Raw genomic sequence first — 20,931 nt, 5'->3', positions numbered from 1 at the left:
GGATGCCACGCAGCCTTAAGAAGGGCCCGTTCGTCGATGACCACCTCCTTGCGAAGGTGGACGTGCAGAACGAGAAGGGGACCAAGCAGGTCATCAAGACCTGGTCCCGTCGTTCCACGATCATCCCGGACTTCATCGGTCACACGTTTGCCGTCCACGACGGACGCAAGCACGTTCCGGTGTTCGTGTCGGATGCGATGGTTGGCCACAAGCTCGGAGAGTTTGCACCGACCAGGACGTTCAAGGGCCACATCAAGGACGACCGGAAGAGCAAGCGTCGATGAGTACTGAAACACAGAACCCCACTGCGAAGGCGGTCGCGCGCCATGTGCGCGTGACCCCGATGAAGGCGCGTCGTGTTGTGGACCTGGTCCGCGGACGTTCGGTCGAGGACGCCCTGGCGATCCTCAAGTTCGCGCCGCAGGCCGCCAGCGAGCCGGTTGCCAAGGTGATCGCCAGCGCTGCTGCCAACGCGCAGAACAACCTGAATCTGGATCCGTCCACGCTCGTCGTCGCGACCGCGTTCGTGGACGAGGGTGCGACCCTCAAGCGGTTCCAGCCGCGCGCTCAGGGCCGGGCCTTCCGGATCCGTAAGCGTTCGAGCCACATCACCGTCATCGTGGAAAGTGTTGCGAGCCGGGCCGCTGCGTCGGGCCGTAACCGCCGGAAGGGAAGTGGTCAGTAGTGGGCCAGAAAATCAACCCGCACGGCTTCCGTCTCGGCATCACGACCGACTGGAAGTCGCGCTGGTACGCAGACAAGCAGTACGCGGAGTACGTCAAGGAAGACGTCGCGATCCGTAAGCTCCTCGCCACGGGCATGGAGCGGGCCGGTATCGCGAAGGTCGAGATCGAGCGCACCCGTGACCGTGTGCGTGTGGACATCCACACCGCGCGTCCGGGCATCGTCATCGGGCGCCGCGGCGCCGAGGCCGACCGCATCCGCGCCGAGCTCGAGAAGCTGTCCGGCAAGCAGGTTCAGCTGAACATCCTCGAGGTCAAGAACGCAGAGGCCGAGGCTCAGCTGGTGGCACAGGGTGTCGCCGAGCAGCTGTCGAATCGTGTCGCGTTCCGTCGTGCAATGCGCAAGGCCATCCAGTCGGCCATGCGTCAGCCGAACGTCAAGGGCATCCGTGTGCAGTGCTCGGGCCGCCTCGGCGGCGCCGAGATGAGCCGCTCGGAGTTCTACCGTGAGGGTCGGGTCCCGCTGCACACGCTGCGTGCCGACATCGACTACGGGCTCTACGAGGCCAAGACCACCTTCGGTCGCATCGGCGTGAAGGTCTGGATCTACAAGGGCGACATCGTCGGTGGCAAGCGTGAACTCGCTGCCAACGCTGCAGCGCCGGCGGGCGACCGCCCCCGCCGCGAGCGTCCGACCCGCCCGCGTCGCTCCGGTGCCACCGGCACCACGGCGACCAGCACCGAGGCGGGCCGCGCTGCGACCGCTACGGCCGATGCACCCGCTTCGACTGAACAGAAGGAGGGCTGACGCATGTTGATCCCACGGCGGGTCAAGCACCGCAAGCAGCACCATCCGAGCCGTTCGGGTGCCGCCAAGGGTGGAACCCAGGTGACCTTCGGCGATTACGGCATCCAGGCTCTCGAGCCGGCCTACATCACCAACCGGCAGATCGAGTCCGCTCGTATCGCCATGACCCGACACATCAAGCGTGGCGGCAAGATCTGGATCAACATCTTCCCGGATCGCCCGCTCACCAAGAAGCCTGCCGAGACCCGCATGGGTTCCGGTAAGGGTTCGCCGGAGTGGTGGATCGCGAACGTCAAGCCCGGACGGGTGCTGTTCGAGATGAGCTACCCGAACGAGGAGATCGCCCGCGAGGCCCTGCGCCGCGCGATGCACAAGCTCCCCTGCAAGTGCCGGATCGTGACGAGGGAGGAGCAGTTCTGATGGCAACCGCAAGCCCTGCTACAGAGCTCCGCGAGCTGACCGAAGAAGAACTGGTCACCAAGCTCCGTGAGGCGAAGGAAGAACTGTTCAACCTTCGTTTCCAGATGGCCACCGGCCAGCTGGACAACAACCGCCGACTGCGCACGGTCCGTCACGAGATTGCGCGCATCTACACCGTCCTGCGTGAGCGCGAGCTCGGCCTGGCTACTGGTCCGGACGCAGGTGACGCGGCATGAGTGAGGAAAAGGCAGTGAGCACCAACAGCACCGAAGAGCGCGGTAGCCGCAAGGTCCGCACCGGGTACGTGGTCTCCGACAAAATGGAGAAGACGATCGTGGTCGAGCTCGAAGACCGGGTCAAGCACCCGCTCTACGGCAAGGTCATCCGTCGGACCTCCAAGGTCAAGGCGCACGACGAGAACGGCACCGCCGGCATCGGCGACCGCGTCCAGCTGATGGAGACCCGACCGTTGTCGGCCACCAAGCGCTGGCGTCTGGTCGAGGTCCTTGAGAAGGCCAAGTAAGCACCGAATAGCGTATCCAGTACGATGGTGGGGTTGCCCTGTGTAGAACAGAGGCGGCCCCACCATTGGTGGGCACAGACCGCGCGCGTCGGGTCGGAAATCTGCCGCGCAAGACTGGGCGATTCCTCGGATGTCGCCCGGTCGAACCAAGCCAGGTCAAGGAGAAGTAAGTGATTCAGCAGGAGTCGCGACTGCGTGTCGCCGACAACACGGGTGCCAAGGAGATTCTTTGCATCCGCGTTCTCGGTGGCTCGGCCCGTCGCTACGCCGGGATCGGCGACATCATCGTCGCCACCGTCAAGGACGCCGTCCCGGGTGGAAACGTCAAGAAGGGCGAGGTCGTCAAGGCCGTCATCGTCCGTACCACCAAGGAGCGTCGTCGTCCGGACGGCTCGTACATCAAGTTCGACGAGAATGCTGCCGTCATCATCAAGGCGGACAACGATCCTCGCGGCACTCGTATCTTCGGCCCCGTCGGTCGTGAGCTGCGCGAGAAGAAGTTCATGAAGATCGTTTCGCTCGCCCCGGAGGTGCTGTGATGAAGGTGCACAAGGGTGACACCGTGCTGGTCATCGCCGGCAAGGACAAGGGCGCGAAGGGCAAGGTCATTCAGGCTTTCCCCGCGACCAGCAAGGTCCTCGTCGAAGGCGTGAACCGCATCAAGAAGCACACCGCGGTTTCTGCGAATGAGCGTGGCGCCTCCTCGGGCGGCATCGTGACGCAGGAAGCCCCGATCCACGTTTCCAACGTTGCAGTCGTCGACTCGGACGGTAACCCCACTCGGGTGGGCTACCGGACCGACGAGGAGACCGGCAAGCGCGTTCGGATTTCCCGGAAGAACGGGAAGGACATCTGACATGACCTCCACCGAGAACAAGACTCAGCCGCGTTTGAAGGCCCGCTACCGTGCGGAGATCAAGGACGCGCTGAACGCTGAGTTCGCGTACGCGAACGTCATGCAGATCCCCGGCGTGGTCAAGGTCGTCGTCAACATGGGCGTCGGCGACGCTGCCCGCGACGCGAAGCTGATCAACGGCGCGGTTGCCGATCTCGCTCTGATCACCGGTCAGAAGCCCGAGATCCGCAAGGCCCGCAAGTCCATCGCGCAGTTCAAGCTGCGTGAGGGCATGCCGATCGGCGCGCGCGTCACGCTGCGTGGTGACCGCATGTGGGAGTTCCTGGATCGCCTGGTGTCGATCGCGCTGCCCCGTATCAGGGACTTCCGCGGTCTGTCGGGCAACCAGTTCGACGGCAATGGCAACTACACGTTCGGCCTCAACGAGCAGTCGATGTTCCACGAGATCGATGTGGACAAGATCGATCGTCCGCGCGGTATGGACATCACCGTCGTGACCACCGCCACCAACAACGAAGAAGGCCGTGCGCTGCTCAAGCACCTCGGCTTCCCGTTCAAGGAGAACTGAGCCCATGGCTAAGAAGGCACTGGTCAACAAGGCCAACAAGAAGCCGAAGTTCGCGGTGCGCGCCTACACCCGCTGCCAGCGTTGCGGCCGTCCGCACTCCGTGTTCCGCAAGTTCGGCCTGTGCCGAATCTGCGTTCGCGAGATGGCGCACGCGGGCGAGCTGCCGGGCGTTCACAAGAGCTCCTGGTAGTCAGTTTCTCCGAGCGCCGCTCGCGGAGTGAAAGACTTCCGTCCCGCACCCGCGGAACGGTGAATGTAAGACCCACTTCGTTGTAGGCCCACGGCCGAACCGGCCCCCGGTCTCCCTCACCTGCTGAGGGAGACCGGGGGAGCGGACCGGTGTTGTATGGGAACCGCAACGAGAAAGGTGCACAGGTCGAACTATGACCATGACAGATCCGATCGCAGACTTCTTGACTCGTCTGCGTAATGCCAACTCGGCGTACCACGACGAGGTGAAGCTCCCGCACTCGAAGCTCAAGGCGAACATCGCCGAGATCCTCAAGCGTGAGGGCTACATCGCGGACTACCGCTCCGAGGACGCCGAGGTCGGCAAGACGTTGATCGTCGACCTCAAGTACGGCCCGAGCCGCGAGCGCAGCCTCGCCGGCGTGCGCCGTGTTTCCAAGCCCGGTCTGCGCGTTTACGCGAAGTCCACCAACCTGCCCAAGGTCCTGGGCGGCCTCGGCGTGGCGATCATCTCCACGTCTTCCGGCCTGCTCACCGATCGTCAGGCGGCCAATCAGGGAGTGGGCGGGGAAGTCCTCGCCTACGTCTGGTAAGGGAGGCCACCACAATGTCGCGTATTGGAAAGATTCCGGTCGCCGTCCCCGCGGGCGTCGACGTGACCATCAACGGACAGGACGTCGCGGTCAAGGGCCCCAAGGGCACCCTGACGATGACCGTCTCCGAGCCGATCTCGGTCGCACAGGCGGACGGTGCCTTGCAGGTCACTCGTCCCGATGACGATCGCCGCAGCCGCGCGCTGCACGGTCTGTCGCGCACCCTGGTGCAGAACATGATCACCGGTGTGACCACTGGTTACACCACCAAGATGGAGATCCACGGCGTTGGTTACCGTGTGGCGCTGAAGGGCCAGGACCTCGAGTTCGCCCTCGGCTACAGCCACCCGGTGCCGATCGAGGCTCCGGAGGGCATCACCTTCGCTGTCGAGACGCCGACGCGGTTCTCGATCACCGGCATCGACAAGCAGAAGGTCGGCCAGATCGCGGCCAACATCCGTCGTCTGCGGAAGTCCGACCCGTACAAGGGCAAGGGCATCCGCTACGAGGGTGAGCAGGTCCGTCGCAAGGTCGGAAAGACGGGTAAGTGATATGAGCCAGACTGCAAATCAGAAGGCCAAGCGGATTCCGCTCGGCAAGGACGCGTCCACGACGCGTCGTCTGTCGAAGGCGCGTCGTCACTTCCGTCTGCGCAAGAAGGTCTCCGGTACCCCCGAGCGTCCCCGCCTGGTGGTGAACCGCTCCGCGCGGCACATCCACGTGCAGCTGGTGGACGATCTGGCCGGCAAGACCCTCGCCGCTGCGTCGACCATCGAGGCCGACGTGCGTGCGCTGGACGGCGACAAGAGCGCCCGTGGTGCCAAGGTCGGTCAGCTGATCGCCGAGCGTGCGAAGGCAGCCGGTGTGGAGTCCGTGGTCTTCGACCGCGGTGGCCACACCTACACCGGTCGTATCGCGGCCCTGGCTGACGCCGCTCGCGAAGGCGGGTTGAAGTTCTGATGACCAACGTTACTAACGGAAGGAATGCCTGATGCCGGGACGTCAAAGGCGTGACGGCGGAAGCGGACCCGCCGGACAGAATGGGCCGAACAGCGGCAGTGGCGACAACCGTGGCGGCCGTGACCGTCGCGACAACCGCCGCGACAACGCTGCCGAGAAGTCGAACTTCATCGAGCGGGTTGTCTCCATCAACCGCGTCTCGAAGGTCGTCAAGGGTGGTCGTCGCTTCAGCTTCACCGCTCTGGTGATCGTGGGCGACGGAAATGGACTCGTCGGCGTCGGTTACGGAAAGGCCAAGGAAGTTCCCGCGGCCATCCAGAAGGGTGTCGAGGAGGCTCGCAAGAGCTTCTTCCGCGTTCCCATGATCGCCAAGACCATCACTCACCCGGTTCAGGGTGAGGCGGCGGCCGGTGTGGTCATGCTGCGCCCGGCCAGCCCGGGTACCGGTGTCATCGCCGGTGGCGCGGTGCGTGCCGTGCTCGAGTGCGCGGGAATCCACGACATCCTGTCGAAGTCGCTCGGTAGCGACAATGCGATCAACGTCGTGCACGCGACGGTTGCTGCTCTCAAGGCTCTGCAGCGTCCGGAAGAGGTTGCGGCTCGCCGCGGCCTCCCCATCGAGGACGTTGCACCGGCCGGCATGCTGCGCGCTCGTGCACAGGCTGGGAGCGTGAAGTAATGGCACAGCTCAAGGTCACCCAGGTCAAGAGCACCATCGGCACGAAGCAGAACCAGCGGGACAGCCTGCGCACCCTCGGCCTGAAGGGCATCCGTCAGGAAGTCGTTCGTGAGGACAACGCGCAGAACCGCGGTCTGATCAACGTGGTGCGCCACCTCGTCACAGTTGAGGAGGTCTAACCATGACCATCAAGTTGCACCACCTCCGCCCCGCGCCGGGCGCCAAGACCGACAAGACTCGCGTCGGCCGCGGTGAGGGCTCGAAGGGCAAGACCGCCGGTCGCGGTACGAAGGGCACCAAGGCCCGGAAGAACGTCTCGGCCGGTTTCGAGGGTGGACAGATGCCGCTGCATATGCGTCTGCCCAAGCTCAAGGGCTTCACGAACCCGTTCCGCACGGAGTACCAGGTCGTCAATGTCGGCGACATCGCTCGTCTGTTCCCTGAGGGTGGACAGGTCGGCGTTGCCGAGCTCGTTGCGGCGGGCGCGGTTCGCAAGAACCAGCTCGTCAAGGTTCTCGCCGAGGGTGAGCTCACGGTCGCCGTCCAGGTGACCGCGAACAAGTTCTCCGGCGCTGCCAAAGAGAAGATCGCCGCTGCTGGTGGTACCGCCACCGAGCTGTGATTTCGCTCAGCTAGTCGTCGAATGGCCGCAGTACAGCCTCCGGGTCGTACTGCGGCCATTCGCCGCTCAGGCGTGCTCGAGAACGGGCATACTGGTGAGCGGCTCAGCCTCCGCAACGGGGCTGTAGTTTCATGTGTCACTGTTAGAGTTCTAGAGTTCTTCAATCCATTGGGACGGGTCGCTCGGCCTGCCTCCCCGCTAAGTCGTGCCAGGAGGATCTTTGCTTTCCGCCTTTGTCTCGGCCCTCAGGACTCCGGACCTGAGGCGGAAGATCCTTTTCACTCTCGGTCTCGTAGCGTTGTATCGGCTCGGTGCCACTCTGCCGTCGCCCGGTGTCGACACCGGCAATATCCGGGAATGTATAGACCAGGTATCCGGCGGCGATTCGGCCGGTATCTATTCGCTGATCAACCTGTTCTCCGGTGGCGCGCTCCTGCAGCTGTCGGTGTTCGCGATCGGCATCATGCCCTACATCACGGCGAGCATCATCGTCCAGCTGCTGACTGTTGTGATCCCGAAGTTCGAAGAGCTTCGCAAGGAGGGCCAGTCAGGGCAGGCGAAGATGACGCAGTACACGCGTTATCTCTCGATCGCACTGGCGATTCTGCAATCGACCGGCATCGTAGCCCTCGCCGCCCGTGGCCAGCTACTGCAGGGTTGTACCCAGCCGATCATTGCCGATGAGAGCGTGTTCGGGCTGGTCATCATCGTGCTCGTCATGACGGCCGGTGCGGCCCTCGTGATGTGGTTCGGCGAGCTCATCACCGAACGCGGCGTCGGCAACGGCATGTCCTTGCTGATCTTCGCGGGTATTGCCTCGCGTATCCCGTCGGAGGGTAAGGCGATCCTGGACAGCCGTGGCGGGCTGACGTTCGCGCTGGTGTGTGTTGCCGCGCTGGCGATCATCGCAGGTGTCGTGTTCGTCGAGCAGGGCCAGCGCCGTATCCCCGTGCAGTACGCCAAGCGGATGGTCGGCCGCAAGATGTACGGCGGCTCGTCGACGTACCTCCCGCTCAAGGTCAACCAGGCCGGCGTCATCCCGGTGATCTTCGCGTCGTCGCTGTTGTACCTGCCGAACCTCATCGCGCAGCTCACTGGCGCCAGCACGAATGCCGATCCGAGTTGGTGGCAGCGGTTCATCAACGAGTACCTGGTGAACCCGGCCAACCCCGTGTACATCCTGATCTACTTCGGGATGATCGTCTTCTTCACCTACTTCTACGTCGCGATCACCTTCAATCCGGAAGAGCGCGCGGACGAGATGAAGAAGTTCGGCGGATTCATCCCGGGCATTCGTCCGGGGCGTCCGACCGCCGATTACCTGAACTATGTCCTGAGTCGCATCACCCTGCCGGGTGCCATTTACCTCGGCACCATCGCTGTCCTGCCGAATCTGTTCCTCGATATGGGCAACTCGGGCGGCGCGGCGAACCTGCCGTTCGGCGGCACGGCGGTGCTGATTATGGTCAGTGTGGGTCTCGATACCGTGAAGCAGATCGAGAGCCAGCTAATGCAGCGAAACTATGAAGGGTTCCTCAAGTGAGACTTGTCCTCCTTGGTCCTCCCGGTGCCGGTAAGGGCACCCAGGCCGCGATCCTGTCCGAGAAGCTCGGCGTTCCGCACATCTCCACCGGAGATCTGTTCCGCGCCAACATCGGGCAGGAGACCCCGCTCGGACTCGAGGCCAAGAAGTACCTGGACGCGGGCGACCTGGTACCCAGCGAGATCACCAACAACATGGTCAAGGCGCGTGTGGGCGAGCCGGATGCGGCCAGCGGATTCCTGCTCGACGGTTTCCCGCGCACAGTCGATCAGGCCGAGGCGCTCGAGGGCATCCTCGAGGGTCTGGGTGAGAAGCTCGACGGCGTGCTGGCATTCGACGTCGATGACGACGTTGTCGTGGAGCGCATGCTCGCCCGCGGTCGTGCAGACGATACGGAGGACGTCATCCGCAATCGGATGCGCGTCTACCGCGAGGAGACCGCCCCGTTGCTCGAGTACTTCGCCGGCCAGATCGTCACCGTTGATGCCGTCGGCACTGTCGAAGAGGTCAGCGCGCGTGCGCTGGCTGCGCTGGGGAAGTAATGGCATTCGGCCGCAAGCGCAAGGTCGTCCCGTTCCGCACGGCGGGTGAGCTCGACGCCATGGCGGCGGCGGGCGCGATCGTCGGTACCGCCCTTGTGGCGGTGCGTGACGCGGCCAAGCCGGGGGTCAGCACTCTCGAACTGGATCAGGTTGCCGAGGCAGTGATTCGGGATGCGGGCGCGGTGCCGTCATTCCTCGGCTACCACGGATTCAGCGGATCCATCTGCTCATCGGTCAATGATCGGGTGGTGCACGGCATCCCGTCCGCCGACGACATTCTCGTCGAGGGCGACCTCGTGTCGGTCGATTGTGGGGCCATTCTCGACGGTTGGCACGGCGACTCGGCGTGGACTTTCGGCGTCGGAACTCTCAGCGAGGCCGATGCTCAGCTCAGCGAGGCGACCCGGCTGTCGATGGACGCCGGCATCGCGGCGATGATCGAGGGCAACCGCCTGACGGACGTCTCACACGCAATCGAGTTGGGTACGCGCGCTGCCGAGTCGGCGCACGGGCGTCATTACGGAATCGTCGACGGCTACGGCGGTCATGCGATCGGTCGTGAGATGCACATGGATCCGTTTCTGCCGAACGAGGGTGCGCCGGGTAAGGGACCGCATCTCGTGATCGGCTCGGTCCTGGCGATCGAACCGATGCTGACGCTCGGCACCCACGAGACCGAAGTGCTGGGCGACGACTGGACTGTGGTCACCACAGACGGCAGTCGTGCCGCCCATTGGGAGCACACGGTTGCTGTCACGGAGGACGGTCCGCGGATTCTGACGCTTCGCCCCGGCGGCAACTGAGCTCGGGACGATCTCTACGACGAAACACCGAACGGGCAGTGATCACGTCACTGCCCGTTCGGTGTTTCTGCGTTCGGGCGGGTCAGGCGTCGAGCAGCACGGTGACGGGGCCGTCGTTGACCAGGCTTACCCGCATGTGCTCGCCGAAGCGTCCCGTTTCGACGGTGGCGCCGAGCTCCCGAAGCGCGTCGGCGAACGCGTCGACGAGTGCTTCGGCCACCGGCCTGGATGCGGCTGGTGACCAGGAGGGTCGACGGCTGCGCCGGGTGTCGGCCATGAGTGTGAACTGGCTGACGACCAGAATTGGCGCGCCGACGTCGGAGGCAGACTTCTCGCCGTCGAGGATTCGCAGTCGCCACACACGGCGCGCAAGGTTCGATGCCGATGTCGGATCGTCGTCGTGACCGACGCCGACGAGTACGAGCAGGCCCTGTGCGCCGGCCGGTGGCGCGATCCGGGCTACCTGTTCACCGTCGACATCGACGGAGGCGGATGTGACTCGCTGCACCAGTGCGCGCATGTGCGTGACGTCCCTTCGAGGAAGGCTGCGACACAGGGCGTCCGGCCGCAGGAGACAGCATTTGGCCTGGTCGGCAAATCCCGGTAGGATGGATCAACGGTGCGCCCTGCGTATCGGTTGTTTGCGCGTTCGGCCTTGTGTCGGCGATTCGTTTTCGGCCGGTGAACTGCACTTCGCAGTGTTCAGGGCCACCGCTGTAGCGGATACCGGAGACGGTAGCCGATGCATCCAAACGCCACTCAACGGATCGCGGAGGATATGGCTAAGAAAGACGGGGCCATCGAGGTCGAGGGACGAGTTGTCGAACCGTTGCCCAATGCGATGTTCCGCATTGAGCTCGAGAACGGCCACAAGGTCCTCGCGCACATCAGCGGCAAGATGCGTCAGCACTACATTCGCATCCTTCCCGAGGATCGCGTGGTCGTGGAGCTGTCGCCCTACGACCTGTCGCGTGGACGCATCGTTTACCGCTACAAGTAGAAGCTTCCCCGGCCGCATCCGGCCGGGGAGAACTATGCTCACCGTCCGGTGGGCACACAACAGGAGATCAGACGCAACGTGAAGGTTCAGCCTAGCGTCAAGAAGATCTGCGAGAAGTGCAAGGTGATTCGCCGGAACGGGCGCGTCATGGTGATCTGCGAGAACCTGCGTCACAAGCAGCGTCAGGGCTAAGTCTCTCGGACTGAGTCCAGTAGTTCATCGGCTTCTTCGAAGATCTGCTTGGCAACAAGCAAAGAAGACCTCTCAGCACCAGCCAGTACCGGGGCCCTCGGGCAGGTACTGGTAAACCCCCGGCACGGAGGCCGGGGCCCCACTGCGATGTTGAACCGCAGAGTTTTCTGACGCAGGGGACGGACTGGGAGCAGACCTCCGCACACCGATAGGAAATGCCGACATGGCACGTCTCATGGGTGTCGATCTTCCCCGCGAAAAGCGGATGGAGATCGCACTGACTTACATCTACGGCATCGGCCGTACCCGTTCCAAGGAGATCCTGGACGCGACCGGCGTCAGCCCGGACCTGCGTAGCAAGGATCTCGGCGACGACGACCTGACGAGGCTGCGCGATTACATCGAGGGCTCCGAACTCAAGGTCGAGGGTGACCTGCGCCGCGAGGTTCAGGCCGACATCCGCCGCAAGATCGAGATCGGCTGCTACCAGGGCCTGCGCCACCGTCGTGGTCTGCCCGTGCGTGGACAGCGCACCAAGACCAACGCTCGTACCCGTAAGGGCCCGAAGCGCACGATCGCAGGGAAGAAGAAGAAGTAATGCCCCCTAAGTCACGTAGCACCGGTCCGAAGAAGACCCAGAAGGCGCGCCGCAGGGACAAGAAGAACGTCCCGCACGGTGCCGCTCACATCAAGAGCACCTTCAACAACACGATCGTCTCGATCACCGACCCGGCCGGCAACGTCATCTCCTGGGCGTCGTCGGGCCACGTGGGCTTCAAGGGCTCGCGTAAGTCGACTCCCTTCGCTGCTCAGCTGGCCGCCGAGAACGCCGCCCGCAAGGCGCAGGAGCACGGCGTGAAGAAGGTCGACGTCTTCGTCAAGGGCCCCGGCTCGGGACGCGAGACCGCGATCCGTTCGCTCCAGGCTGCAGGTCTCGAGGTCGGCACGATCTCCGATGTCACCCCCCAGCCCCACAACGGCTGCCGTCCGCCCAAGCGGCGTCGGGTCTAGCGGGAAGGATAGGTAGAAGAAAATGGCACGTTATACCGGACCCATCACCCGCAAGTCGCGTCGTCTGCGCGTCGACCTCGTTGGAGGCGACCAGGCGTTCGAGCGTCGTCCTTACCCGCCGGGCCAGCATGGCCGCGCGCGGATCAAGGAGAGCGAGTACCTGCTCCAGCTGCAGGAGAAGCAGAAGGCTCGCTTCACCTACGGCGTCATGGAGAAGCAGTTCCGCCGCTACTACCAGGAGGCAATCAACCGTCCCGGTAAGTCCGGCGAGAACCTCCTCCAGATCCTGGAGTCACGTCTCGACAACGTCGTGTACCGCGCAGGCCTCGCTCGCACCCGCCGCCAGGCGCGTCAGCTGGTCTCGCACGGCCACTTTCTCGTGAACAACAAGAAGGTCGACATCCCCAGCTACCGCGTCTCGCAGTACGACATCATCGATGTCCGCGAGAAGTCGCTGTCGACGCTGCCCTTCCAGATCGCCCGCGAGACCCAGGGTGACCGCCCGATCCCGGGTTGGCTGCAGGTTGTCGGCGGACGTCTTCGCATCCTGGTGCACCAGCTCCCCGTGCGCGCGCAGATCGAGGTTCCGCTGCAGGAACAGCTGATCGTCGAGTTCTACTCGAAGTAGGGCGCTGCGTGTCCGTGAGGTGGTCGGCGGGTCTCAGGACCGGCCGGCCCCTCACGGGCCCAAGGCCCCTTCCCATCGTGGACGTCAAATAGCGGACGTCCGTACAGGAGGAAATCCAATGCTCATTTCTCAGCGACCTACGCTGACCGAAGAGGTCATCGCTGAAAACCGCTCGAAGTTTGTCATCGAGCCCCTCGAGCCAGGCTTCGGGTACACCCTCGGCAACTCGCTGCGCCGCACCCTGCTGTCGTCGATCCCCGGCGCTGCTGTCACCAGCATCCGTATCGACGGCGTTCTCCACGAGTTCACCACCGTTCCCGGCGTGAAGGAGGATGTCACCGACATCATCCTGAACCTCAAGGGCCTGGTCGTGAGCTCCGAAGAGGATGAGCCGGTCACCATGTACGTCCGCAAGCAGGGCCCCGGGGCCGTGACGGCAGGCGACATCGTTCCCCCGGCCGGTGTGACGGTCAACAACCCGGATCTGCACATTGCCACCCTGAACGACAAGGGAAAGCTGGAGATCGAGCTCGTTGTCGAGCGCGGTCGCGGCTACGTCCCCGCCGTCCAGAACAAGGCGTCCGGCGCCGAGATCGGCCGGATCCCGGTCGACTCGATCTACTCGCCGGTGCTCAAGGTCACCTACAAGGTGGAGGCCACTCGCGTCGAGCAGCGCACCGACTTCGATCGGCTCGTGCTTGACGTCGAGACCAAGAATTCCATCACCGCTCGGGACGCGCTCGCTTCGGCGGGCAAGACCCTGGTTGAGCTCTTCGGCCTGGCCCGTGAGCTGAACGTCGAAGCAGAAGGCATCGAGATCGGACCCTCGCCCGCCGAGGCCGATCACATCGCTTCCTTCGGACTCCCCATCGAGGATCTGGACCTGACGGTCCGTTCCTACAACTGCCTCAAGCGCGAGGGTGTTCACACCGTCGGTGAGCTGGTTGGTCGCACCGAGTCCGATCTGCTGGACATCCGCAATTTCGGACAGAAGTCCATCGACGAGGTGAAGGTCAAGCTGCATTCGCTCGGCCTCGCCCTCAAGGACAGTCCTGCGTCCTTCGATCCCACCACCGTGGCCGGCTACGACGCCGCGACCGGTACGTGGAGCGACACGGACGGCGGTACCTTCAGCGACGCTGAGGGCGCCGAGCAGGACTACGCCGAGACCGAACAGCTGTAACCCGTATCACCCGGCACATGGGCAAATGTGCTGGGCGAGCCCAGAGGAGCTCCAATGCCCAAGCCCAAGAAGGGTGCTCGCTTCGGCGGGTCGGCTTCGCACCAGAAGGCGATCTTCGCCAACCTGGCGACTGCTCTCTTCGAGCACGGCCGAATCACCACCACGGAGTCCAAGGCCAAGGCCCTGCGTCCGTACGCCGAGAAGCTCGTGACCCACGCCAAGGCCGGAACGCTCGCGCACCGTCGCGAGGTTCTCAAGGTCATCCGCAACAAGGATGTCGTGCACACCCTGTTCGCGGAGATCGGTCCGTTCTACGCCGACCGCAACGGCGGCTACACCCGCATCATCAAGACTGTCCCCCGCAAGGGTGACAACGCTCCGATGGCGATCATCGAGCTGGTGCAGGAGAAGACCGTCACCTCCGAGGCCGACCGCGCTCGTCGCGTCGCGGCTTCGCAGGCTCCGGCCGACAGCTCGGAGAACGTGGTGGAGGCCGTCGAGGCCGATGCCACCGAGGCCGAGGTCGAGAATGCTGACGCAGTGATCGAGGCCGTCGAAGACGAGACCGCGACCGCAGCCGACGCCGACGAGGCCAAGAAGGACTAGTCCACTTGGTTTCGGCACACATTTCGCACGATGCCGAATCGAACGAACCCGTCGTCCCCGCTGGGGGCGGCGGGTTCGTTCGATTGCGCCTCGACATAGCGTACGACGGCACCGACTTCTCCGGCTGGGCGCGTCAGCCCGGCCGCCGCACCGTGTGCGGCGAGATCGAGGAGAAGATCGGCGCGATCGTCCGTACCCCTGTTCTACTCACGGTCGCCGGCCGCACCGACGCGGGTGTGCATGCGAGTGGTCAGGTCGCGCACGTGGATGTCCCGGCCGATATGATCCCCGACGATCCGTCGCGTCTGGTGCGTCGACTGGCGCGGTTCCTGCCCAAGGACGTACGGGTGAAGAACGTCTCGTTGGCGCCCGAGCACTTCGACGCGCGGTTCTCCGCGATCCGCCGCCACTATGAGTATCGACTCTCGACGGCACCGTACGGCGTCGACCCGTTGCGGGCGCGGGATACCGTCGCCTGGCCCAAGGACGTGGATCTCGACGCGATGAGTGACGCCTCGTCCCGGCTGCTGGGTCTGCACGATTTCGCTGCGTTCTGCAAGCGGCGGGAGGGCGCGACGACGGTGCGCGAATTGCAGCGCTTCGAGTGGGAGCGCCGTGGCGACGAGTTGACGGCCTTCGTGAGTGCCGACGCGTTCTGCTGGTCGATGGTCCGCAGCCTGGTCGGCGCGATGCTCTCGGTCGGCGAGGGCCGTCGCTCGATCGAGTGGGCCGCAGGACTTCTCGCGGAGCGTGAACGCGCGAGCGCCGTGGCGGTCGCCCCGGCGCACGGGCTGTCGCTCGTGCGGGTGGACTATCCCGCCGACGAGGATCTGGCCGCGCGCAACGAGGCCACCCGGGAGACGCGTAGCGCGGTCGATCCGGGCGGCCTCGGGTGCTGCGGAGGCTGAGCGTCAGCCCGCGAGCTGCCGGGCGATCACCAGACGCTGAATCTGGTTGGTGCCCTCGAAGATCTGCGTGATCTTCGCTTCCCGCATGTACCGCTCGACGGGGAAGTCCTGCGTGTAGCCGTAGCCGCCGAACACCTGGACGGCGTCAGTGGTGACTTTCATGGCGGCGTCGGTTGCGACGAGCTTGGCTACGGATGCGTTGCGGGAGTAGGGCAGCCCCGCATCACGACGGCGGGCAGCGTCGATGTAGGTGGCGCGGGCCGAGTCGACGGCGGCGGCCATGTCGGCGAGTACGAACCCGAGCCCTTGATGGTCGATGATTCGCTTCCCGAATGCCTTGCGCTCCTTGGCGTATGCGACGGCATCGTCGAGCGCGCCCTGCGCCAGCCCGACTGCAACGGCGGCGATGCCGAGGCGTCCGGAATCCAGCGCGCTGAACGCGATGGGCAGGCCCTGTCCGGTCTTGCCGATCAGCCGTTCGCCCGGGACGAATGCGTCGTCGTAGTGGGCGGCGGTGGTGGGGACCGCGCGCAGTCCCATCTTTTCCTCGGGCTTCCCGAAGCTGAGCCCCTCAGTGTCCTTCGGGACGAGGAAGCACGAGATCCCGCGGGCACCTTCGTCGCTCGTGCGAGCGAAGAGGGTATAGAAGTCGGCCCGGCCGCCGTTGGTGATCCACGCCTTGCTGCCGTTGATGCGGAAGCCGCCGTCCACCTCGGCGGCGCGGCATGTCAGCGCGGCGGCGTCGGAGCCGGCCTGCGGTTCGGACAGGCTGTAGGCGCCGATGGTCTCGCCGCCGAGCATGTCAGGAAGCCACTGCGCCTTCTGCTCGTCGGTGCCGTGGGTCGCGAGCGCGAAGCACGACAGGCTGTGCACGCTCGTCGCGACGGCGACGGCCGCCCAGCGCGCCGCGATCTCCTCGAGTACCTGCAGGTAGACCTCGTACGGCTGGTTGCCGCCGCCGAACTCCTCCGGGTAGGGCAGGCTCAGCAGTCCCGCCCGTCCTAGCGCGGGGAACGCTTCATCCGGGAAGGTCTCGTGCTTCTCGTGCTCGTCGACGAGCGGTGCCAGGACCTTGTCGGCAATCTCGCGGGTGAGGTCGATCAGGTCGTGGGCTTCGGGTGTGGGCAGCAGGCGTTCGACGGGCACGTAGTCTCCTCGGGAATATGGTACTAGATTCGATACTGCAGTACTGTCTAGCGTATGGCAACCCCTGTGAAGACGACGGCCCGGCAGTTCGCGCTGTTCGATGCCCTGGTCGAGTTGATCCTGGCGGAAGGGTTCGCGGCTCTCACGCTGGACGACATCGCGGCGCGTCTGCACTGCTCGAAGTCGACCCTCTACCGGCTCGCCGACAGCAAGGACCAGCTGGTCCGCGCGGCGACTGTTCACTTCTTCCGGGGAGCAACCGATCGGGTGGAGGCGAGCCTGGAGGGGGTCGTCGGTGCCCGGGAGCGTATCCGCACGTACCTCGAGGCCGTGGGGGAGCAGCTACGTCCCGCGTCCGCGCGGTTCATGGAGGACCTGTCCGGGGTTTCTGCCGTGCGGGAGGTCTACGAGCGAAACACCCGGTTCGCCGCGCGGCGGGTGCAAGAACTGATCACCGACGGCGTCGAGGCCGGGGAACTGCGGGACGCACACGCGGCCTTCGTGGGCGATGTCGCGGCGGCGGCGATGGTGCGCATCCAGCAGCGCCAGGTGGCGACGTCGACCGGGCTCGACGATGCGCAGGCCTACCAGGAGTTGGCGATTCTGCTGACCGAGGGCCTCTAGGATCGGCGAAAAGGAAAGCGAGTAGGCCGATGGACGAACCCCTGCGTCTCGAAGTGATCGTCGGCAGCGTCCGCACGAAGCGGTTCGCACCGACGATCGCCGACTGGTTCGTCGAGCGCGCCCATGGGCGCGACGCATTCGACACCACAGTCCTCGATCTCGCAGATACTCCGCTGCCCCAGGACCTTTCGAGCACTCCCGGCGTCGAGCGCTTCACCGAACGTATCGGGCAGGCTGACGCATTCGTTGTGGTGACCAGCGAGTACAACCACGGCTACCCGGCCGCCCTGAAGACCGCCCTCGACACAGTCAAGTACGAATGGCGGGCCAAGCCTGTCGGATTTGTCGCGTACGGGGGCATGTCCGGCGGTTTGCGTGCCGTCGAGCAGCTACGTCAGGTCGTTGCCGAACTGCACATGGTCTCGATCCGGGAGAGCGTCAGTTTTCACCAGGCGCGCAAGCACTTCGACCCAGCTGACGGCGCCGCGAACGACGCGGCCGAGCGGATGCTGACCCAGTTGGCCTGGTGGGCGGACGCGCTCCGGATGCAAAGGCGGCGCGCACCCTATCCGGGCTGAGGTGCAGCCGGACTGGAGAGTCAGCGTGCCGGAGCGAGTCGGGTGGCGCTGCGCGGGCGTCCGATGAACGCGGTTTCCGAGGGGATCGTCACCAACACCAATTCGACGCGATGTTCACCCGCGGTGAGCACTACCCGATCGCCACCTGCGCCCGGCTGCACGATCGAGACGTCCGTCGTCGCCGAGAGCCGCAGGCCCGGATCGCTCGACAGGTGGATGGTGGTGACGCCGGCGCGCGCCGGGGGAGCCCCGATGCCGTCGAGCAAGATCGTGTCGAATCCGGTGTCCGACCACGATCCGGTGTCCGACCACGCCGGACCGCCCGCGATCCGCAGTAGATCCGGAGTGGCGACCGCGTCGACCAGGGGTGCCCAGGCGTGCGGTCTGTCGGTGTGGATCAGGATTCGGGCACCGGTCGCCACAGCGCGGAAGACGATCTGTTGCGCGAGGTACAGCTCGCCGGCGACGTGCACATTCGAGACACCTGGTCCCGTGATCCGGGCTGAGACCGCGTGTCCGTCGGAGTCGGAGCCGATGAGCTGACCGCATCCGGACACAGGGAGGCACAGTGCGTCGAGTGTCCGGGGATCGACCTCGGTCATCGGCGCGATGCCGTCGAGTTCCGGTGGTGCGGTGGGAAGCTGGGACAGCAGTCCGTCGCGGTGCCTGCCCTGCATCGAGACCAGCCCGCGCAGGCCGAGCCGTCCGGGCAGCGTACGAGTCGTGCGCCGGAAGGTCGCGCCCACCCGTACCGACTGGGACGCGCGGCCCGGACGCAGATGTATTGCGACGGTCGTATCCAGCCCGGGTGCCGCCCACACCGCGGCGAGCAACTCGCGGGTGAGGCGGCGAGGATCGATCGCGTTGCCCACGTTGTGTGCTCCGGGAGTGGGTACGTGGGACCATTCCTGACCCATGTCGGCTGGGCTCACGCCGTGCGAGAGACGCGCGGCGACCGCTTCGATCTCGGACGCGGTCAGTATCCGGGAGTGGCAACCGGCATCGGCGATCGCTCGGACGATCCGGGTCGCAGCTACGGTCACGGTCCGCGAAGCGCCCTCCTCGCCGCCGCCCCGGCGCGCGACCGAGGCGGCGTTGTCGGCGGCGTCGAAGCGGAGTACGACCCAGACACTGCGTTGTGCGATTGCCGGAAGCGGTCCGATCAGGGTGTCGTAGACGTCGGCAGCGGGGATGCCCGGGGCGGATCGTCGGCCGTGGCTGAGAACGTCGATCCCGCTGAGCGTCACGTCGTGCTGTTCCAGACACTGCGCAAGCGTCGTGACGGGCAGCTGTCCGGGGGAGTCGAAGCCTTCACGTGTGATGCGAGTGAGGCTGCGGGACGGCGGAATCAGCTCCACGACCGCGAGTACCTGCCCGCCGCTCCAATGCAGACCCACGGACTGGCCGGGCGCTCGGAAGTCGACGGTGCGGCCGCTGTCGGGCCGGGTGTCACGCAGGTACCGCCAGCCGTTCTCGGCCCAGGAGAGCACCGGTCGTCCCCCGAAACGCGCGAACGGCAGTGCGCCGACGAGGATCCCTGCCACGACGGCGGCCCATACCGCAGACCCGGCAGACAATGCGAGACAGGCAACCAGAACGGCAAGCGCCTCTCCGGTGATGATCGTGGCGACCAGAACGGCCGCCGATCGTGGACGGCGTCCGACACGGCAATGGTCCACGGTTCCTCCCCGATACCTGAACCAGACGGACAGTGCAGTTGTCCGTCGAAAGGTGTGTTGCAGCGAACTGTACTGTGTGGATCCGTAGCGTGCGCCTCACGGGGGAGGGAAGATGGCAGCACAGCCGACGACGCGATGGCAGGTCAGCGGATACCGGTTTCTGGTCCGGCGGATGGAACACGCGCTGGTCCGTAGAGATGTGCGCATGTTGCACGATCCCATGCGGTCGCAGTCGAGGGCGCTCGCCGTGGGGGCAGTTCTCGCGTGCCTCGGGCTTGCGGCCTGCGCTGCACTGGCTCTGATCCGGCCGCTGGACAAGATCGGTAACGCGTCGATTGTCGTCGGAAAGGACTCGGGCGCAATGTTCGTCGTCGTCGACGGCGCGCTGCATCCCGTCCTCAATCTGGCCTCGGCGCGGCTCATCCTCGGCGAGTCCGCGCAGCCGGTGACGGTCAAGGAGTCCGAGCTCGACACGATGCCGCGTGGCGCCCTCCTCGGAATACCCGGTGCACCCTCCTCACTGCCGAGCGGCGGCACGGACGGGCATCCGTGGACGGTGTGCAACACGGTGTCCTCAGGTGGAAGCCGTTCCGTTGCAACGTCGGTGATCGTGGGAGATCCCGACTGGAGCGATCGGGTCGGCAGGCTCGACCCGGACGAGGCCCTGCTGGTAGAGAGCGATGAGACGACATTCCTGGTGTACGACGGCCGACGCGCACCGATCGATCTTCGCGATCAGGCGGTAACCCGGGCACTCGGGTTGGAGGGCGCGCGCCCCAGGCCCGTCAGCCGCGGCATGCTCAATGCCATCCCGCAAGTGCTGCCGATCGCGCCGCCCGTCATCCCAGGTGCGGGAACGGCCCCCACCTTCGACATCAATGGCAGGACTGTCGGTTCCGTCGTCAAGGTCATGCGCGACGACACCGCCCACTATTACGTGGTACTACGGGACGGGGTGCAGGAGGTGAGTGCCGCTACCGCCTTCCTCATCCAGTTCGCGGACTCGCAGGGACAGTCGGCAATGGCCGCCGTCACCCCCGACGCGCTCGCGAAGGCGCCGACCGCACATGAACTCGAGGTGTCGACATTCCCCCGGTCCGCACCGCGTCTCGTCGGCGATGGCGACGACCCGGTCAGCTGTCTGACCTGGACTCCGATGGGGACTTCCGAGGGCGACGACTCCGGACGCGTCGCTGCCACCCTGTCGTTGTCGGCGGGGCGGGCGCTGCCGATCCCCGAGCAGGCTCGTACGGTCCGGCTCGCGCAGGCGGACGGGTCCGGAGACAAGGCGGACGCGGTCTATTTCCGCCCGGGCAGTAGCGGATTCGTCCAGACCACCGGACTCGAGTCGGGCAGCTCGCGCAAGGGCGCAATGTTCTTCGTCGCGGACACCGGTGTGCGGTACGGCATCCCGAATTCCGACGCTGCCGAGGCGCTCGGATTCGAGGTCCCCGGCCCACCCGCACCCTGGCGGATCGTCGAACTACTCGCGCCCGGACCGACACTGGGCCGGGACGAGGCACTCGTCGCCCATGACGGCGTGGCATCCGATGAAAAGGCCGCACCGATCGCGGCGGGCAACTAGGC

The 20,931-nt window shown here is 65.4% G+C and carries 33 protein-coding genes; 30 read left to right on the top strand and 3 right to left on the bottom strand.

What is annotated here, in order from left to right; genetic code table 11:
• Window positions 1–2: 2 nt before the first annotated feature.
• From rpsS to map, 19 genes are all read left to right on the top strand, one after another.
• Entirely contained in the window at window positions 3–284 is a 282-nt protein-coding gene (gene rpsS, locus ERC79_RS05875; protein WP_031937763.1) for a 30S ribosomal protein S19, read from the top strand.
• Window positions 281–685, top strand: coding sequence for a 50S ribosomal protein L22 (gene rplV / locus ERC79_RS05870; RefSeq protein ID WP_131576558.1), 405 nt, complete (start codon window positions 281–283; stop codon window positions 683–685). The genes rpsS and rplV overlap by 4 nt, the downstream gene beginning before the upstream one ends.
• Window positions 685–1,491, top strand: coding sequence for a 30S ribosomal protein S3 (rpsC, locus tag ERC79_RS05865; RefSeq protein ID WP_131576556.1), 807 nt, complete (start codon window positions 685–687; stop codon window positions 1,489–1,491). Before rplV ends, rpsC begins: the two co-directional genes overlap by 1 nt.
• 3 nt (window positions 1,492–1,494) lie before the next feature.
• Window positions 1,495–1,911, top strand: a complete 417-nt coding sequence (gene rplP, locus ERC79_RS05860; RefSeq protein ID WP_131576554.1) for a 50S ribosomal protein L16 — start codon at window positions 1,495–1,497, stop codon at window positions 1,909–1,911.
• Window positions 1,911–2,147, top strand: a complete 237-nt coding sequence (gene rpmC / locus ERC79_RS05855) for a 50S ribosomal protein L29 (RefSeq protein WP_131576552.1) — start codon at window positions 1,911–1,913, stop codon at window positions 2,145–2,147. The genes rplP and rpmC overlap by 1 nt, the downstream gene beginning before the upstream one ends.
• Window positions 2,144–2,434, top strand: a complete 291-nt coding sequence (rpsQ, locus tag ERC79_RS05850) for a 30S ribosomal protein S17 (protein WP_131576550.1) — start codon at window positions 2,144–2,146, stop codon at window positions 2,432–2,434. Before rpmC ends, rpsQ begins: the two co-directional genes overlap by 4 nt.
• A gap of 170 nt (window positions 2,435–2,604) precedes the next feature.
• Window positions 2,605–2,973: a 50S ribosomal protein L14 gene (gene rplN / locus ERC79_RS05845; protein WP_131576548.1), complete on the top strand. Its 369-nt coding sequence runs from the start codon at window positions 2,605–2,607 to the stop codon at window positions 2,971–2,973.
• Window positions 2,973–3,290, top strand: coding sequence for a 50S ribosomal protein L24 (gene rplX / locus ERC79_RS05840; RefSeq protein ID WP_131576546.1), 318 nt, complete (start codon window positions 2,973–2,975; stop codon window positions 3,288–3,290). Before rplN ends, rplX begins: the two co-directional genes overlap by 1 nt.
• A gap of 1 nt (window position 3,291) precedes the next feature.
• Entirely contained in the window at window positions 3,292–3,858 is a 567-nt protein-coding gene (rplE, locus tag ERC79_RS05835) for a 50S ribosomal protein L5 (protein ID WP_131576544.1), read from the top strand.
• A 4-nt stretch (window positions 3,859–3,862) separates the two neighbouring features.
• Window positions 3,863–4,048 (top strand): type Z 30S ribosomal protein S14, encoded by a 186-nt coding sequence (locus ERC79_RS05830; RefSeq protein ID WP_005239644.1) that lies wholly within the window; start codon window positions 3,863–3,865, stop codon window positions 4,046–4,048.
• 193 nt (window positions 4,049–4,241) lie between these two features.
• A complete protein-coding gene (rpsH, locus tag ERC79_RS05825; protein ID WP_131576542.1) occupies window positions 4,242–4,640 on the top strand; it encodes a 30S ribosomal protein S8 in 399 nt (132 codons plus the stop codon).
• 14 nt (window positions 4,641–4,654) lie between these two features.
• Window positions 4,655–5,191, top strand: a complete 537-nt coding sequence (gene rplF, locus ERC79_RS05820) for a 50S ribosomal protein L6 (RefSeq protein ID WP_131576540.1) — start codon at window positions 4,655–4,657, stop codon at window positions 5,189–5,191.
• Window position 5,192: 1 nt separating this feature from the next.
• On the top strand, window positions 5,193–5,600 hold the full coding sequence (gene rplR / locus ERC79_RS05815) for a 50S ribosomal protein L18 (RefSeq protein WP_131576538.1): 408 nt from the start codon (window positions 5,193–5,195) through the stop codon (window positions 5,598–5,600).
• A 31-nt stretch (window positions 5,601–5,631) separates the two neighbouring features.
• Complete coding sequence (gene rpsE / locus ERC79_RS05810; protein WP_131576537.1) at window positions 5,632–6,279, top strand: 30S ribosomal protein S5; 648 nt, start codon at window positions 5,632–5,634, stop codon at window positions 6,277–6,279.
• Window positions 6,279–6,458, top strand: a complete 180-nt coding sequence (rpmD, locus tag ERC79_RS05805) for a 50S ribosomal protein L30 (RefSeq protein WP_131576535.1) — start codon at window positions 6,279–6,281, stop codon at window positions 6,456–6,458. Before rpsE ends, rpmD begins: the two co-directional genes overlap by 1 nt.
• A gap of 2 nt (window positions 6,459–6,460) precedes the next feature.
• On the top strand, window positions 6,461–6,901 hold the full coding sequence (gene rplO / locus ERC79_RS05800; RefSeq protein ID WP_131576533.1) for a 50S ribosomal protein L15: 441 nt from the start codon (window positions 6,461–6,463) through the stop codon (window positions 6,899–6,901).
• Window positions 6,902–7,121: 220 nt separating this feature from the next.
• Window positions 7,122–8,444 (top strand): preprotein translocase subunit SecY, encoded by a 1,323-nt coding sequence (gene secY / locus ERC79_RS05795; RefSeq protein WP_131576531.1) that lies wholly within the window; start codon window positions 7,122–7,124, stop codon window positions 8,442–8,444.
• Entirely contained in the window at window positions 8,441–8,986 is a 546-nt protein-coding gene (locus ERC79_RS05790; RefSeq protein ID WP_131576529.1) for an adenylate kinase, read from the top strand. Before secY ends, ERC79_RS05790 begins: the two co-directional genes overlap by 4 nt.
• Window positions 8,986–9,789 (top strand): type I methionyl aminopeptidase, encoded by an 804-nt coding sequence (map, locus tag ERC79_RS05785; RefSeq protein WP_131576527.1) that lies wholly within the window; start codon window positions 8,986–8,988, stop codon window positions 9,787–9,789. The genes ERC79_RS05790 and map overlap by 1 nt, the downstream gene beginning before the upstream one ends.
• Window positions 9,790–9,871: 82 nt before the next feature.
• Here the strand turns inward: map and dtd are convergent, their stop codons facing one another.
• Window positions 9,872–10,309 carry a D-aminoacyl-tRNA deacylase gene (dtd, locus tag ERC79_RS05780; RefSeq protein WP_131576525.1) on the bottom strand — a complete coding sequence of 146 codons (438 nt, stop codon included), beginning with the start codon at window positions 10,307–10,309 and terminating at the stop codon, window positions 9,872–9,874.
• Window positions 10,310–10,567: 258 nt separating this feature from the next.
• On the opposite strand from dtd, the gene infA reads away from it, so the two are divergent.
• The 8 genes from infA to truA all read left to right on the top strand — a co-directional run bounded on the left by infA (window position 10,568) and on the right by truA (window position 15,317).
• Window positions 10,568–10,789: a translation initiation factor IF-1 gene (gene infA, locus ERC79_RS05775; protein WP_003418601.1), complete on the top strand. Its 222-nt coding sequence runs from the start codon at window positions 10,568–10,570 to the stop codon at window positions 10,787–10,789.
• 78 nt (window positions 10,790–10,867) lie between these two features.
• Window positions 10,868–10,981, top strand: coding sequence for a 50S ribosomal protein L36 (gene rpmJ, locus ERC79_RS05770; protein WP_003938068.1), 114 nt, complete (start codon window positions 10,868–10,870; stop codon window positions 10,979–10,981).
• A 223-nt stretch (window positions 10,982–11,204) separates the two neighbouring features.
• Complete coding sequence (gene rpsM / locus ERC79_RS05765; RefSeq protein ID WP_131576523.1) at window positions 11,205–11,579, top strand: 30S ribosomal protein S13; 375 nt, start codon at window positions 11,205–11,207, stop codon at window positions 11,577–11,579.
• The gene (gene rpsK / locus ERC79_RS05760) at window positions 11,579–11,992 is read left to right on the top strand and encodes a 30S ribosomal protein S11 (RefSeq protein ID WP_005239680.1); all 414 of its coding nucleotides are present in this window, start codon (window positions 11,579–11,581) and stop codon (window positions 11,990–11,992) included. The genes rpsM and rpsK overlap by 1 nt, the downstream gene beginning before the upstream one ends.
• Window positions 11,993–12,014: 22 nt before the next feature.
• Window positions 12,015–12,620: a 30S ribosomal protein S4 gene (gene rpsD / locus ERC79_RS05755; RefSeq protein ID WP_131576521.1), complete on the top strand. Its 606-nt coding sequence runs from the start codon at window positions 12,015–12,017 to the stop codon at window positions 12,618–12,620.
• A gap of 118 nt (window positions 12,621–12,738) precedes the next feature.
• Window positions 12,739–13,803, top strand: coding sequence for a DNA-directed RNA polymerase subunit alpha (locus ERC79_RS05750; RefSeq protein WP_131576519.1), 1,065 nt, complete (start codon window positions 12,739–12,741; stop codon window positions 13,801–13,803).
• A 54-nt stretch (window positions 13,804–13,857) separates the two neighbouring features.
• Window positions 13,858–14,409, top strand: coding sequence for a 50S ribosomal protein L17 (rplQ, locus tag ERC79_RS05745; protein WP_131576517.1), 552 nt, complete (start codon window positions 13,858–13,860; stop codon window positions 14,407–14,409).
• Window positions 14,410–14,492: 83 nt separating this feature from the next.
• Window positions 14,493–15,317, top strand: a complete 825-nt coding sequence (gene truA / locus ERC79_RS05740; protein ID WP_242676750.1) for a tRNA pseudouridine(38-40) synthase TruA — start codon at window positions 14,493–14,495, stop codon at window positions 15,315–15,317.
• A gap of 3 nt (window positions 15,318–15,320) precedes the next feature.
• Here the strand turns inward: truA and ERC79_RS05735 are convergent, their stop codons facing one another.
• Complete coding sequence (locus tag ERC79_RS05735; protein ID WP_131576513.1) at window positions 15,321–16,463, bottom strand: acyl-CoA dehydrogenase family protein; 1,143 nt, start codon at window positions 16,461–16,463, stop codon at window positions 15,321–15,323.
• A 54-nt stretch (window positions 16,464–16,517) separates the two neighbouring features.
• Between ERC79_RS05735 and ERC79_RS05730 the strand changes: the two genes are divergently transcribed.
• Both ERC79_RS05730 and ERC79_RS05725 read left to right on the top strand, forming a co-directional pair.
• A complete protein-coding gene (locus tag ERC79_RS05730) occupies window positions 16,518–17,087 on the top strand; it encodes a TetR/AcrR family transcriptional regulator (RefSeq protein WP_131576512.1) in 570 nt (189 codons plus the stop codon).
• A gap of 29 nt (window positions 17,088–17,116) precedes the next feature.
• Window positions 17,117–17,665 carry an NAD(P)H-dependent oxidoreductase gene (locus tag ERC79_RS05725; RefSeq protein ID WP_131576510.1) on the top strand — a complete coding sequence of 183 codons (549 nt, stop codon included), beginning with the start codon at window positions 17,117–17,119 and terminating at the stop codon, window positions 17,663–17,665.
• 20 nt (window positions 17,666–17,685) lie between these two features.
• Here ERC79_RS05725 and eccE read toward each other — a convergent pair whose 3' ends face one another.
• Window positions 17,686–19,344, bottom strand: a complete 1,659-nt coding sequence (gene eccE / locus ERC79_RS05720) for a type VII secretion protein EccE (RefSeq protein WP_131576509.1) — start codon at window positions 19,342–19,344, stop codon at window positions 17,686–17,688.
• Between the two features lie 112 nt (window positions 19,345–19,456).
• Between eccE and eccB the strand changes: the two genes are divergently transcribed.
• Window positions 19,457–20,929: a type VII secretion protein EccB gene (eccB, locus tag ERC79_RS05715; protein WP_131576507.1), complete on the top strand. Its 1,473-nt coding sequence runs from the start codon at window positions 19,457–19,459 to the stop codon at window positions 20,927–20,929.
• Window positions 20,930–20,931 lie beyond the last annotated feature (2 nt).

Source organism: Rhodococcus sp. ABRD24 (assembly GCF_004328705.1).
Classification (GTDB): Bacteria; Actinomycetota; Actinomycetes; order Mycobacteriales; family Mycobacteriaceae; genus Prescottella.
Note: the sequence above shows the minus strand (reverse complement) of the source record. Positions and strands in the feature narration are given on the sequence as shown.